Source organism: Polaribacter vadi (genome assembly GCF_001761365.1).
GTDB lineage: Bacteria > Bacteroidota > Bacteroidia > Flavobacteriales > Flavobacteriaceae > Polaribacter > Polaribacter vadi.
Map to the genome: position 1 here is coordinate 2,160,001 of NZ_CP017477.1, position 14,941 is coordinate 2,174,941.

At 32.7% G+C, this 14,941-nt stretch carries 8 protein-coding genes, 2 tRNA genes and 2 rRNA genes (1 of these 12 cut by a window edge); all 12 read right to left on the reverse strand.

The genetic code is table 11. The features are described from left to right. A 23S ribosomal RNA gene (locus LPB03_RS09545) occupies nucleotides 1-408 on the reverse strand; it reaches 2,472 nt to the left of the window's first position. 162 nt (nucleotides 409-570) lie between these two features. Beyond that, nucleotides 571-644, reverse strand: a tRNA-Ala gene (locus LPB03_RS09550). Nucleotides 645-746: 102 nt separating this feature from the next. Next, nucleotides 747-820: transfer RNA gene (locus LPB03_RS09555), tRNA-Ile, on the reverse strand. Between the two features lie 80 nt (nucleotides 821-900). Further along, nucleotides 901-2,418, reverse strand: a 16S ribosomal RNA gene (locus LPB03_RS09560). The 16S and 23S rRNA genes sit together here with 2 tRNA genes alongside, the layout of an rRNA operon. Before the next feature lie 903 nt (nucleotides 2,419-3,321). Continuing rightward, nucleotides 3,322-4,167 carry a DMT family transporter gene (locus LPB03_RS09565; protein ID WP_231953084.1) on the reverse strand — a complete coding sequence of 282 codons (846 nt, stop codon included), beginning with the start codon at nucleotides 4,165-4,167 and terminating at the stop codon, nucleotides 3,322-3,324. 106 nt (nucleotides 4,168-4,273) lie between these two features. Continuing rightward, nucleotides 4,274-5,038 carry an SDR family NAD(P)-dependent oxidoreductase gene (locus LPB03_RS09570; protein WP_065319402.1) on the reverse strand — a complete coding sequence of 255 codons (765 nt, stop codon included), beginning with the start codon at nucleotides 5,036-5,038 and terminating at the stop codon, nucleotides 4,274-4,276. A 39-nt stretch (nucleotides 5,039-5,077) separates the two neighbouring features. Further along, nucleotides 5,078-6,352 carry an MFS transporter gene (locus LPB03_RS09575; RefSeq protein WP_065319403.1) on the reverse strand — a complete coding sequence of 425 codons (1,275 nt, stop codon included), beginning with the start codon at nucleotides 6,350-6,352 and terminating at the stop codon, nucleotides 5,078-5,080. 144 nt (nucleotides 6,353-6,496) lie between these two features. Continuing rightward, nucleotides 6,497-7,201: a FadR/GntR family transcriptional regulator gene (locus LPB03_RS09580; RefSeq protein ID WP_065319404.1), complete on the reverse strand. Its 705-nt coding sequence runs from the start codon at nucleotides 7,199-7,201 to the stop codon at nucleotides 6,497-6,499. A gap of 158 nt (nucleotides 7,202-7,359) precedes the next feature. Further along, nucleotides 7,360-8,874, reverse strand: coding sequence for a PKD domain-containing protein (locus LPB03_RS16890; protein WP_083187185.1), 1,515 nt, complete (start codon nucleotides 8,872-8,874; stop codon nucleotides 7,360-7,362). A 23-nt stretch (nucleotides 8,875-8,897) separates the two neighbouring features. Beyond that, on the reverse strand, nucleotides 8,898-10,088 hold the full coding sequence (locus tag LPB03_RS09590) for a PKD domain-containing protein (RefSeq protein WP_065319406.1): 1,191 nt from the start codon (nucleotides 10,086-10,088) through the stop codon (nucleotides 8,898-8,900). 12 nt (nucleotides 10,089-10,100) lie between these two features. Then, entirely contained in the window at nucleotides 10,101-11,681 is a 1,581-nt protein-coding gene (locus LPB03_RS09595) for a RagB/SusD family nutrient uptake outer membrane protein (RefSeq protein WP_065319407.1), read from the reverse strand. A gap of 6 nt (nucleotides 11,682-11,687) precedes the next feature. Further along, entirely contained in the window at nucleotides 11,688-14,918 is a 3,231-nt protein-coding gene (locus LPB03_RS09600; RefSeq protein ID WP_065319408.1) for a SusC/RagA family TonB-linked outer membrane protein, read from the reverse strand. Nucleotides 14,919-14,941 lie beyond the last annotated feature (23 nt).

The following is a 14,941-nucleotide window of genomic DNA, read 5'->3' on the forward strand; positions in this document are numbered from 1 at the left end:
GTCCCGCACTACTCAGGATACCACTATCAATAACTTTGCTTACTTTTACGGGACTATCACCCTCTTTGGTCTGTCTTTCCAAACAGTTCTAATTCACGTAGCATCAAATATTGTGGTCCTACAACCCCAATATTGCCGTAACAATATTGGTTTGGGCTAATCCGCGTTCGCTCGCCACTACTAACGGAATCACTATTGTTTTCTCTTCCTCCGGTTACTTAGATGTTTCAGTTCACCGGGTTTACCCCTATTGCTAGGTAACATGTCTTCAACATGCTGGGTTGCCCCATTCGGATATCTACGGATTATAAGGTATGTGCCCCTCCCCGTAGCTTTTCGCAGCTTATCACGTCCTTCATCGCCTCTGAGAGCCTAGGCATCCGCCATACGCCCTTACTTAACTTATTGTACTTTTTGCTATAGTATTTCTACTACAACGAGCTCTTTTATATTTTTATAAAATATGTTTAAAATATCTCTATTTTAAACTCTCTATCTTTTTGATTCTTACGATATCATTTTACCAATATGTCAATGAACTTGTGGTCTTTTAATTAAAATTGACCGTTGTGGAGAATATCGGAGTCGAACCGATGACCTCTTGCGTGCAAGGCAAGCGCTCTAGCCAGCTGAGCTAATCCCCCTTTTTCCTAGTTGGCAGTCCACAGTTCTCAGTCTGCAGTCGTTAGCCGACTAATTGGGTGAATAACCACTTCTAGAATTTCCTTATATATTTAGCATAATTGTAGTCCCGGGCAGACTCGAACTGCCGACCTCTACATTATCAGTGTAGCGCTCTAACCAGCTGAGCTACGAGACTATAATAGCTTAAATATATTGTTTTTTAAAATTAACAGCAAAGAGTAAAATTTCCTTTTGTAACTCACCATCTTTCTCTAGAAAGGAGGTGTTCCAGCCGCACCTTCCGGTACGGCTACCTTGTTACGACTTAGCCCTAGTTACCAGTTTTACCCTAGGCGGCTCCTTGCGGTAACCGACTTCAGGCACTCCCAGCTTCCATGGCTTGACGGGCGGTGTGTACAAGGCCCGGGAACGTATTCACCGGATCATGGCTGATATCCGATTACTAGCGATTCCAGCTTCACGGAGTCGAGTTGCAGACTCCGATCCGAACTGTGATATGGTTTATAGATTCGCTCTCTGTTGCCAGATGGCTGCTCATTGTCCATACCATTGTAGCACGTGTGTGGCCCAGGACGTAAGGGCCGTGATGATTTGACGTCATCCCCACCTTCCTCGCGGTTTGCACCGGCAGTCTCATTAGAGTCCCCATCTTTACATGCTGGCAACTAATGACAAGGGTTGCGCTCGTTATAGGACTTAACCTGACACCTCACGGCACGAGCTGACGACAACCATGCAGCACCTTGTAATATGTCCGAAGAAAAGTCTATCTCTAAACCTGTCATACTACATTTAAGCCCTGGTAAGGTTCCTCGCGTATCATCGAATTAAACCACATGCTCCACCGCTTGTGCGGGCCCCCGTCAATTCCTTTGAGTTTCAGTCTTGCGACCGTACTCCCCAGGTGGGATACTTATCACTTTCGCTTAGTCACTGAGCTTATGCCCAACAACTAGTATCCATCGTTTACGGCGTGGACTACCAGGGTATCTAATCCTGTTCGCTCCCCACGCTTTCGTCCATGAGCGTCAGTACATACGTAGTAGACTGCCTTCGCAATCGGTATTCTGTGTAATATCTATGCATTTCACCGCTACACTACACATTCTATCTACTTCCATATGACTCAAGTCAACCAGTATCAAAGGCAGTTCCATAGTTAAGCTATGGGATTTCACCTCTGACTTAATTGACCGCCTGCGGACCCTTTAAACCCAATGATTCCGGATAACGCTCGGACCCTCCGTATTACCGCGGCTGCTGGCACGGAGTTAGCCGGTCCTTATTCTTACAGTACCGTCAAGCTGGTATACATACCAGTGTTTCTTCCTGTATAAAAGCAGTTTACAACCCATAGGGCAGTCTTCCTGCACGCGGCATGGCTGGGTCAGAGTTACCTCCATTGCCCAATATTCCTCACTGCTGCCTCCCGTAGGAGTCTGGTCCGTGTCTCAGTACCAGTGTGGGGGATCTCCCTCTCAGGACCCCTACCTATCGTAGCCATGGTAAGCCATTACCTTACCATCTAGCTAATAGGACGCATAGTCATCTTTTACCGATAAATCTTTAATTAAGTCTTGATGCCAAGTCTCAATACTATGGGATATTAATCTTCATTTCTAAAGGCTATCCCCCTGTAAAAGGTAGATTCTATACGCGTTACGCACCCGTGCGCCGGTCGTCATCTGTGCAAGCACAATGTTACCCCTCGACTTGCATGTGTTAAGCCTGCCGCTAGCGTTCATCCTGAGCCAGGATCAAACTCTTCATTGTATATTTTAAATAATATGAATGAATAAGTTTCAAAAGAATTTGTCTAATTAATTAAACATGGTTATTCTACTCTTTATTTACGCTGTCAATTTCAATATTTTCAATGAACTTCTTAAGCCTCGCAATCTTGTCGTTAAACAATCTTTATAAAACCTAAATCTGTAGAAACAATAGAATCGAACTATCTGATATTTTAAAAAAACCTTAAGTTTTTCTTATCATCATTCCAAAATCTCCCTGAACTTTTTTTTACTATTTCTGTTAGCGGGTGCAAATATAAAACTTATTTTTAAACTGACAAATAAAAAAAATATATTTTTAAACCCTAAAAACAACTGAACTTCTTTACCGAAAATTTCGGACTGCAAAGATACAACCATTAATTCTTATCAACCTAATGAAATTAATTATTTTTTACGCGATTAATTATACCTGTCTTCAAATCTTAAATCAACCAAAATTATTATTTATTATTTTTATTGACCTTATATAGCTGGATTTTTTAATAGCGCTATTATTGATTCATAAATCCATTTCTTTAATTATTTGTTTTGAGACATTTATTAAACTAGTTTTCCTTCGAAAAAAAATCATCTTATAATTCTATTCTCTACAGTTCTCTTTTCTTAAGATGTATAAGGTGTGGAAAATATGTTTTTTTGTTAAATTCTTCTACTATTTCCTGATATCAAAAAAATTCTTTTTTATTATCAAACATTAAAATTTTTAAATAAAATAGCATTAAAGAAACTTTACCTTTCTTTGTTTATAAAGCCATCCACTTTAATAATCCTCTAATTTAGTTTTTCAATCATAGTAATTAATCTATTTTGAATGATCTGATTCAAATTTATTTTTGCACTTATCAATTAAACTTACATTGTTTTATAATTATCTAAAACTTTATTTCTTTTGCTTTTTTAAATAGATGTTATAGATTAAACCTAACAGAATTAAGAAAATTCCTAATAATGTCCAAAGATTATAGATTTCATCAAACCAAAAAGCACCGATTATAATCATAAAAACGACTTCTAAATATTTTAATGGGGCAACCATACTAGTTTCATCAGATTGAAATGCTTTAGTCATATATAACTGGCCTATATAACCAAAAAAGCCTAAACTTAATAATAACAACCATTCTGTTGATGTTGGCTGTTTCCAATTATTTATTGATAGAATACCTCCAAAAATAAAAGCCATGATCATAAAATAATTTATAATTACCAAAGGGCTTTCTTTATCCCCGATTTTACGAATTACAACAAAAATTATCCCAAGAAAAATTGCGGAAATCATTACGAATATCAATCCTATAGAATCCATATTTGCACCAAAACCTTTTATAATTAAAACCCCAATAAAGGCGATGAAAAATAATAACCATTGAATAGGTTTTATTTTTTCTTTTAAAAAAAGAAAGGCAAAAATAGCTGCAAAAATAGGTGATGTATAGCGTAATGAAACAGCTGTACCAACAGCCAAATAGTTTAAAGATTGAAAAAAGCAGGTTAGTGAAATTACACCTGCAATTCCCCTAATCAGCAGCCATTTTTTTTTTTCATTTCCAAAAAAAGAAATCTTTTGTTTTAAAACAATTGGTACTGTAATCACTAAAGTTCCTATCGACCTAAAAAAAACAATTTGATATACATTAAAAGAGGTTAAATATTTTACAACAGCATTCATCATTGCAAAAGCAATTACACTAAAAACCATATATAAAATTGCTTGATTCGTTTTCATAATTATTGATTATCAATTTTAAAATCCGATAAATGTAAACATTAAAAGCCGTTTTGTAAATATTACAAAACGGCTTTTATAGATTATATGTTTTTAATAGGAAACTTTAAATTCCTAAAGCTTGTCCACCACCAATTTGGATAGTTTCTGCAGTTATAAAAGCAGCATCTTTGCTAGCTAAAAAAGAAACAACTCCAGCAACATCTTCTGGTTTTCCTAATCTACCTAACATAATATTATTTGCCCAAGAAGCAAAAACTTCTGGTTTTGTCGCTTTAATTTGTGCATGAAAAGGAGTATCTATAGTTCCAGGAGAAACTGCATTTACTCTAATTCCATATTCTGCTAAATCTTTAGCTAGAGCTCTTGTAATTGCATGCACACCAGCTTTTGAAGTTCCATAAATACCTGCACCTGGTCCACCAGCATTCCAACCTGCGTTAGAAGTATAATTTATAATTGATGCATAATCACTTTTCTTCAAGAAAGGAATTGCTGCTCTTGAAGCAAAAAATGCTGAATCTAAATTTAAAGCCATTACAAATCTATAGAATTCAGTTGTCATTTCTTCAAAACGAGATCTACCACCTAAACCACCTGCATTGTTTACAAGTACATCAATTTTTCCGTATTTTTCTCCAATTGTATTGATGTTAGATGTAACTGCATGTTCATCTGTAACATCAAAACCAAAATATTCTGCTGTAATTCCACTTTCAGTAAGCTCTTTTAATCTATCAGCTCCAGCTGCATCATCAATACCATTTAATATTACTATGTAGCCATCTTTACCTAATCTTTTAGCTACTTCAAAACCAATTCCTCCAGTAGCTCCTGTTATTACAGCTACATTACCATTTGTATTACTCATATTATTTAATTTATTCTTTAATATTTGTTTTTTTTTATTTTACTCCTCTACTGGACCAATATTTTTAATGAAGAAAAATATTGATAAAACAGCCATTGGTGCTAAGACTGCAATTACTATAAAAGCTGGTGTATAAGATACAGCTGCTATTTTAGGAATTAAACTATTCATTATAATTACTGAAACTGCTGCCACTGTTCCTGCTAAACCTGCTAAAGTTCCTACAGATGGCCCTTTTAATAAATCACTTGAAATTGTTTGAATATTTCCAATTGCAAACTGAAAACCAAAAAGTACAACTGCAACAATGTAAATAAATGTCATTGGATTGTTTTCGTTTACTAAGAAGATAATTCCTAATAAACCTAAAAATATTAGTGATCCACCAATTGTTATGGTAATTTTTCGGGCTGCATCTACAGTTTTTGTTTCCATCAATTTACCACTATACCAACCACCAATTATACTACCAGCCATTCCTCCTAAATAAGATATCCAAATTGTAGCTCCAATTTCTTCAATACTAAAACCAAATTCTGAATTTAAATATAAAGGCATCCAACCTACAAATAACCACCAAATTGGCTCAATAAAAAATCTAGATGCTAAAACTCCCCAAGATTCTTTATGCTTTAAAATTTGAACTACACTTAGTCCTTTTTCTTTTTTATTTTCAGTAGACTTTATAGCTTCAATTCTACTGTTCATTATAAGGTTTCTCTCCTCATCAGTTATCCAAGGATGAGATTCTGGTGTAGTTTTATTGATAAATAACCATGGAATAACCCACAACAAACCAACTGCTCCAATAATGATAAAGGTTGTTCTCCAACCAAAATGACCATATAAATACGCAATTAAAACTGGTGCAACAACACTACCTAATGAAGCTCCTGCATTAAAAATTCCTTGTGCAATAGCTCTTTGCTTTACAGGAAACCATTCTCCATTGCTTTTTACAGCACCTGGCCAATTTCCAGCTTCACCCAAACCTAATAGTGCTCTAAATAAGGTTAAGGAAAATAATCCTCTTGCGAATGCATGAAATATTGAAGCTACAGACCAAACTACAATAGAAACTGTAAACCCCATTCTTGTTCCTATAATATCATACAACTTACCAGATAAAAATTTACCTAAAGCATAAGTAATCATAAAAACATTTAGCATTACAGCATAGTCTGACTCATCCATGCCAAGATCTTTCCCCATTTCTGGCCACATAACACCAAAAGCGGTTCTATCAATATAATTAATTACTGTTGCAAGACAGATTAAAGCTATTATCCACCATCTTAAACCTTTTACTTTCATATGTATTATTTTAATTAACCTAAAATTGGTTCACCAGTTTGGTTTACCAAATCTAATGATTTTATATTAAAAAACATCTATTAAAAAAATAATTTTTAATAAATGTTAAAATAAGATGTAATTAAAATAGATTTTTAAGGAATTCTATGTCAAATTATAACAGTACACATACAATTCTTTAAAATGATCTTTCATTTTTTGTTTTGCTAACTGTGGATCTTGACTTTTAATTGCGTCGAAAATTGCTTGGTGGTCTGTAATACCTCTTTTAGATAATCCTGCATCACAAACATGATACTTTTGAAAATTTGTAATAATTTCTGGTATAATTATTAACATAAAATTATTCATAGTGCTATTACCACTTGCTTTTGCAATAGCTAAATGAAATAATAAATCTTCTTGCACAGCATCTTCTCCATTTAAAACTTTATCTCTATAAGCATGCAAAGCTTGCTCTAACATTTCTAGGTCTGCTTCCGTTCTTCTTGTAGATGCTAATCTTACCGTTTTTAGTTCTAATAAGATTCTTGTTTCAACTAAAGATTTAAATTCTGGCTCTTCTAATCTTAAAATGTCATCAATCATTCCGTTCATAGCAATCACACCAATATTTGCTACAAATGTGCCACTTTGTGGAATTGATTTTAAAAGACCGTAAAACTCTAGTTTTTGAATTGCTTCTCTTACATTACCTCTAGATACTTCAAATTTTTCCGACAACATTCTTTCAGAAGGCAATTTGTCTCCTGGCTCTAAATTCTTTAAATTTATTAAATCTCTAATTTTAGAGATTATATTTTTTTGAATAATCGAATTATCAGATTTTGCAAGCACATCTAGTTTCATAGTTCAGTTTGTTAAATTATTTGCAAAGATAAAATTTAATTAACAATTAGTTTTTAGTGATTTATAAAATATTATATCAAAAATATCTAAATTATGCTACTTCCTATTTATTTGTTAGGGAAGTAGCATAATTCTAATTTAATCCTAAAATTTATAGTTTAAAATCCTGGTGTTATAATATCAATATTATCATAAAACACCTCTCTAGTTCCATCAATAACATCTGGAGCAGTAAGATTTGGTGCTATTGATCTAATATATATAACTACTTTTGTTGTTGATGGTTTAAATGAAAATGTAGTGGTTGTAAAAGTATTGTCTGAACTTGATGCTTTAGTATCGTTAAAATCATTATCAATTAAATAATAAGCATCTGCGTTAGCATCTCTTTCAGCTACAGTATTAATAGCATCTTCACCAGTAATTTCGTTATTTAAAATAAATACTTCTGTTTGAGTATCTGCTGATTCTGAGCGAGATTGTATTGTAAAAGTATATTCTACACCTACTTCTACAGTAACAACTTGGTATAATCTTCTGCAAGCTTCATCAAGCTTTAAGCCTCTATCTCCTAAACCTGCAAATTTATTACCATCACTTGTAGAACCAGGTTGCTCACTATTATCTCCACAATTAGTATCTAACCAACTATCTAAATCTGAATTATACCAAAGTTCTCTAAAAGGACTATCGATTGTACCTTGAGCATCATCTTCTACTGTGCTATTTGGAGTCATATCCCAAGCATCAGCATTGTCTCCAGTATTTCCTTGAAATTCATCTCCTGTTCCATTTAAAACAATTACTTTAAAAGTAGGTTTTACACCACCAATTGGCACTGCTTTGGTTATTGTTCTCTCCACATTTGCAGAGTTTGTAATTGTTAAGGTTACATCATACGTTCCTGTTGCAGCATAAATATGTACTGGGTCTTTTTCTGTTGATGTTGTTCCATCTCCAAAATCCCAACTATAAGATTCTGCTAAAAGTGATTCGTCCGTAAATTCTGCTCTTAATCCATTTGAAGAGAATGAAAAATCTGGAATTGCCGCTAAAACTAACCCTTCTACTCTTTTTGTTAAAGTAATTTCTCTTCCTAAAAAGTTAGTTACTGTTAATGTTACATCAAAAACATCTGCTGTAGCATAGGTATGTATTGGACTAAAATCTGAATCTGTTTGAGTATCTGCAGCCTCCCAACTAACTGATTCTCCATCTCCAAAATCCCAAACTAAACTAGCTGCACCTTCTGTATTATTTGTAAAAGTTACTTGAGAATCTACAGTTGTAAAACTATAATCTACAAATATAGGAGCTACGTTTGTAGAATCTTTACCAACTAAACCTTCTGCACTTGTTGTTGTTAATTTTACTTGATATAAACCACCTGTGTTGTATACATAATCTGGGTTTGCTTCTGTAGAGGAGTTTCCATCTCCAAAATCCCATAAATAAGAAGCTGCATCTGTTGAATAACTTCTAAAAATTACTCCTAAATTATCTTCAGCATTTGTAGTTGCTGTAAAAAGGGTTGTAGGTTGTATATTATTTACGTTTCCTGTTGGTGGCACAAATTCTTCGTAACCAGAATCATAACAAGATGCAAAACTTATAAAAATGACAAGCAATGCAAAAAGACTTCTGTAGAATTTTTTTATTAATTTATAAATCATAATAGTAAATTTAAGACTCTATTTTATTGTTTAACGATTATTTCGAAAGCATCAATTCTACTTTCTACGCCTGTATTTGTTATAAGAATAATTGCAGATTCATTTGTACCAGCTTCAAAAGTAAGTGCATGCTTTTTAAAAACATTATCTACTCTACCTACATTATTGTCTGTTCTAGAAGCTATAGTATTTGCTGCTAACCTTGCTTCGTCAAGACTATTTGCATTTGTACTTACAATTGATACTGTTAAATCTCCAAACGTATTTAAACCATCAAAAGTTGTAAAGTATGTTAGTACATACGTTGCTCCAGGAGTTAATGCAATTTCTTGATAACCAGTTCTAGTACCATCTGCAGGAAATTTGGCTGCTTGCACACCATGTGGTAAGTCATTTCCTTCTCCTCTTCCATTAGAATCTGTATTTATTTGAAAAACAGAACCCCATCTAGAACTACTTGGAGATCTCCAAGAATCTCTTCCATCTCCTGAACCATCAAATAAGCTTCCATCTTCAAAACTTGCTTCTCCTATTTCTGGAACTGGAATTGTTGGTACTGCTTGATTTACGGTAATTAATTTTTCTGTAGTTTCTGATTTTCCTAAATCATCTGTAACTGTTAAACTTACTGTATACACATCTGGCTTTGGAAATGAAAATATTAATTCTCTGTTTTGTAAACTTGCAGCTGGTAAGGCAGCAATTTGCGCTTCTAAATTAGCAACATTTTGTAATGTTGTTTCTGAAAGATTGTCGTTGGCAGCTTGTAAATCAACTTTTAAACCTGCTATTTGAGCCTCTAAAACATCAACTTTTGCAGGGTTTGGTTCACAAGGTAATTTAAACTCTAATTTAGCGATTGCATCTTCTAAAGCTACAACTGTTGCTAATTCTCCTCTAATTCCTTGTTCTAGAATAGGTAAATCTTTGTTGATAAAAGTTACGCCTTCTGAAGGCGAAACTGACCATTGATATTGAGTACCATTTACGGCTAAATTAGATCCTGCTTGAAAATTAAAATCATAATTTGCTGAGATTTCTACATCATTACAATCAAACTCTGAAGTTGAAACATCTTCTACATTGTAAAAAGGTGTTGGATTTGTAAAATCTGGTAAATCACCAATATTTGGTAAAGAATCATCTAAACAAGAGGTTAGCGAAATTAACATCACTAACACAATATATTTTAAATTTTTTATATGTTTTTTCATCTTTATATTATTTTAGTATCCATTATTTTGATTGTAAAAACCAGGTAAATTATCTATTTCTCTTTGAGGAAAAGGAAGGTATTTCTTTTCGCTCGTATAATTTAAACTGTTATCTATAGAGAATTGTCTTAATACATTATCTGCTTCTCCAAATCTTATTAAATCAAATAAACGTTGATTTTCAAAAACGAATTCTGCTCTTCTTTCATCTAATAATTCTTGCTTAGTTAAAACAAAACTAGAGTTTTCTTCTAAGCCAGCTCTTCTTCTTACTTTATTATACGCTTCAATAGCTCTTGCATCTGTGGTAGATTGTGCTCCTGCTAAAATTGCTTCTGAATATAATAATAGCACATCTGCATATCTTAAAATTATCCAGTCATTATCACCAATTTCACCATTTGTAGGATATTTAGCATTAAACGTATCGTTTGTTAAAATAGATGGATTGTAAGAAAGTGCTATAAAAGTAGCATTAAATCTTACTGGTTGTAATTCTGGAGACATTACTTCTAAAAGCTCATTTGTAGCGATATTAACTCCATTTGAAGGTCCTTGCAACGTCATTGCAAAACTAAATGACTCAGAATCAGTTTCTACCTGATCCCCTAAACCACTATCTGGAGTTACATAGTTATCACTATTTACCAAATCATAAGCAATAGAAAATATGATTTCTTTATTTTTTTCTATTCCTGTATTAGACCAAGAACCATCTAACACGATTTCCTCTTCAGCATAATCTCCATTAAACTCGTTTCCAAAAACATTTCCAAAATCAATGGCTAAAGTTGCATTGTATTCGCTATCGCTAATGGTTCCATTTCCGTTAAAATCTGTTGCAGCAGCTCTTTCAGTATAAATTAAATCATACCCATAAGCTCCGTTATTTTCTACAACAGAGGCTAATAAAAGTTCTGCTTCACCATAATTTGGTGATGGCTGACTTAAATATGCTTTTGCTGCTAAACAAATTGCGGCTCCTTTAGATGGACGATATTTATTTTGCTCTGCATTATCTAAATAAGCAATTGATGTTTTAAAGTCTTCAATAATTTTTGCATAAACATCTGCTTCAGGCAATTGTTTATACTGTAAAGCCTCTTCTGTTGTAATATCTAAAACTTTATCTATATAAGGTATATTTTGATATGCTCTTACCAAATTAAAATGACATAATGCTCTCATAAAATAAGCTTCACCAACAGTATATTGTTGATTTTCTGGTGCTAAAAAACGATTGTCTATAATAGTATTTGCATGTTTAATAGTATGCATATTGTTTGAGTAATATGCAGCTACATCTCCATTATTTGGCTCTACATTATAAGAACTAATTAATGGAAAGTTTCCATTTTCTGAATTGGCTCTAGAATTATCTGATCTTAATTCTGTTAGATAAAATTCATTTGCTGGTACTTTTTGATAAGCATCTAAGACTCCATTAGATAAGGTTATAAAACCATCATCTGTTTGCAACAATTCTTCTAAAGAAAGTGCAGTTGGGTTCTGAAGGTCTAATTCTGTTTCACAACTAGAAAATAGTGTTATGAAAGAAAAACAAACGATTATATTTTTATATATATTTTTCATAATTTTTTAAAATTGAAAGTTAATACCTGCTGAAATCGTTTTAACAATTGGTCCATCTCCTCTTTGATAACCAGATGTTAAAGGTGTATTCGCGTTATCTGAAGTTTGACCTTGTGCTTCTGGATTAAAGCCTTCATATCCTTTTGCAGTAAAAAACAATAAATTTTCTCCAGTTAAATACAATCTCAAATTAGTACAATTAAGTTTCGATGTTATAGATTCTGGCATTGTATATCCTAAAGTTACATTTCTTAATGCTACAAAAGAAGCGTCTTGTATATGATCGTCTGTAAATCTTCTGTGAACAGTTAAATCTCTGTCTGGAAAATTAGCAACTTCGTTCACAGCAGATTCACTTGCATAATATAGTTGATCTAAATCTGCAACTCTTACTTCTGCTCCATGAGAACCTTGAAATAATAAAGACATATCAAAGTCATAAAAAGTAAAGTCAGAAGCAAAACCCCATTCAAAATCTGGATATGGACTTCCTAATTCTGTTCTATCTTCATCATCTATAATACCATCTCCATTTAAATCTTTTACATATACATCTGCAAAATCATTATTAAATCTGTTAAAAGGATTATCAACCCACTCTAAAGGAACTTCTTTTTCATAAACCCAACCATAAAAAGAGGTAATTGGTTGCCCAACTCTTGCTATAAATTCTGTAGCTCTTGTGTCTTGCTCAATTCTAGAAATAATTTGGTCGTTATTTCCTAAACTTTTTACTTCATTTCTATTTAAAGAGAATTGTCCAGAAGCACTCCATCTAAAGTTTTCTTTAGAGATTATTCTTGAATTTAATTCAATTTCTAAACCTCTGTTTTCAACTTCACCAATATTTTGTAACCAATTATCTGTTCCATAAGTTGCAGAAACTGGTGCAAAAAGTAATAAATCTTCACTTGTTCTTTTATAATAATCTATAGATAAATCTATAACACCTCTACCAAAAGTAACATCGATACCAGGGTTAAATTCTATTAATTTTTCCCATCCTAAAGCTTGATTTGCGAGTGTAATTCCTTTAACACCTGTTGTTCCATTATAACTAATTGTGTTAAAAGATTCTTCAAATCTATATAAAGATTGAAAAACATCGTTAGAAATTTCATTAGAACCAGATACACCATAACTTGCTCTTAATTTTAAAAAGCTTATTATATTGCTAGATTCTAAAAACTTTTCTTTTGATAAAACCCAACCAGCTGAAGCTGCTGGAAAGTAACCAAATCTATTATTTGAACCAAATCTTGTACTACCATCTGCTCGTGCAGAAATTTGTAATAAATATTTTTCATCATAATTATAATCTACTCTACCAAAATAAGAAACTAATTTATCTGTTCCATTATCTGTATAAGTAGTTCCTCCATCTGCAATTGCAATGTTGTTATTAAAATCATTTGAAAAACCAACAGCATCAGATTCTTGCGTGTAAAAATCTCTTTGTGTATACTCAAAACCTAGAATAGTATTAAAATTATGTTTTTTAATTTCTTTCTTATATTTAAGAGTAGATTCAAATGCATATTGATTTAATTCATCTCTACTTTCAAATCTTGTAGATTCTTGATCTCTATTTTCTTGACCCAATACAAAATCTGCTTGGTTTGTTTTGTTATGTCTAAAAACACCAGAAATAGCTTGTCTAAAATTTAGTCCTTTTGCTAATTTAAAATCGATATAAGATGATGCATTTAAATCTAATTTCCTTTTTGTGCTAGATCTCTCTAAAAAATGTACTAATGGATGTACGTTTTTTGTAGTTGATAAAGTTAATCCTCCAGATGTAAGTGGACTTGCTATTGGTAAACCTGTAATTGGATCTCTAGCAATTGCTCTTGGATTGTCTGGATCTTGTGTAAAAACATGATCGAAAGCTCTTGAAAAACCATAGCTACCAACTCCTAAATTTTCAAATAATTTTCCTGCATCTGTAGAAACACCTGTAGCTGTAGAAAATTGAGTTACATAATCTAAATGAGCTTCATTTAAGCGAAGTGGTATATGCCCTAATTGTCTTATAGGATCTGTAAATCTTGATGGTAATCTTTCTTGATCATTATAATTTAAACGAATATTTGCTCCGTATTTAATTTTCTTATTTTTTGTCCAGCTATCTATTTTTAATCTTGCATTGTATTTGTTAAAATTATCTTTAACTGCAATACCTTGATCTTCTAAATAACCCATAGAAGCAGAATAACTAGTTAATTCTGTACCTCCTCTTACTGCAAAAGAATGACTCTGTATAAAACCACCTTCAAAAATTTCATCTTGCCAGTTTTTTTCACCATCTCCTAAAGAAGCAATAAAATCCATAGCTTCTAACTCTGCATAAGCTGAATTATAACTATTAATAATTCTATCGTAATTTATACTGTTTGTAGATATACCATCTATGGTGCTTTGTAAACCATTTAATCTAGATCTTTCATCTGCTATAGAGGTATTGAAATTTGTATTATTCTCTGCATATTTATAACCTGTAAATGTGTTGTAAGAAAAAGTTGTTTGCCCAACAACACCTTCTTTAAGAGTAACTAGTATTACACCATTTGCACCACGTGAACCATAAATTGCAACAGAAGATGCATCTTTTAAAACACTTATATTTTCTATATTATTATTGTCTATAGTTCCTAAAATATCTGCACCATTTCCTAACACAACACCATCTACAACAATTAAAGGAGAGGAGGAACCAGTTATAGAACCTGGACCTCTTAATGTAATTTTTGGATCTCCACCTGCTTCAGAAGCAACTGTTTGAATTCTTAATCCTGCAACTCTACCTCTCAAAGCATCTTCTACTCTTGAAACTGATTGTTTTTGTAAATCATCTCCAGAAACTTGACTTAATGCACTTGTTACCGTATTTTTCTTTTGATCTCCATAACCAACAATTACAATTTCATCTAATTGATTAGAATCTTCTGAAAGTTGCACATCAATAATTTTTTGAGTAGAATACGTAATCGTTTTCGTAACAAAACCTAAATAAGAGATTTGAATAATTTCACCAGATTTTACTTTGATGCTATAGTTCCCATCAAAATCTGTACTTGTTCCTTTTTTAGTCCCTAAAACAACAATATTTGCTCCCAAAATAGGTTCACCATCATCTGCTGATGTAACAGTTCCTTTTACTGTAACTTCTTCTTGCGCATACAAGAAAGAGCAACTTAAGAGTAAAAGAAAAAATATCGACTTAATTTTTAAATTCATAATTAATTGATTTGAATTAGTTT

What these genes read in the sequence shown, in the direction of transcription:
- LPB03_RS09565 (WP_231953084.1), bottom strand. Translation starts at nt 4,167, where the DNA reads ATGAAAACGAATCAAGCAATTTTATATATGGTTTTTAGTGTAATTGCT.
- LPB03_RS09570 (WP_065319402.1), bottom strand. Translation starts at nt 5,038, where the DNA reads ATGAGTAATACAAATGGTAATGTAGCTGTAATAACAGGAGCTACTGGA.
- LPB03_RS09575 (WP_065319403.1), bottom strand. Translation starts at nt 6,352, where the DNA reads ATGAAAGTAAAAGGTTTAAGATGGTGGATAATAGCTTTAATCTGTCTT.
- LPB03_RS09580 (WP_065319404.1), bottom strand. Translation starts at nt 7,201, where the DNA reads ATGAAACTAGATGTGCTTGCAAAATCTGATAATTCGATTATTCAAAAA.
- LPB03_RS16890 (WP_083187185.1), bottom strand. Translation starts at nt 8,874, where the DNA reads ATGATTTATAAATTAATAAAAAAATTCTACAGAAGTCTTTTTGCATTG.
- LPB03_RS09590 (WP_065319406.1), bottom strand. Translation starts at nt 10,088, where the DNA reads ATGAAAAAACATATAAAAAATTTAAAATATATTGTGTTAGTGATGTTA.
- LPB03_RS09595 (WP_065319407.1), bottom strand. Translation starts at nt 11,681, where the DNA reads ATGAAAAATATATATAAAAATATAATCGTTTGTTTTTCTTTCATAACA.
- LPB03_RS09600 (WP_065319408.1), bottom strand. Translation starts at nt 14,918, where the DNA reads ATGAATTTAAAAATTAAGTCGATATTTTTTCTTTTACTCTTAAGTTGC.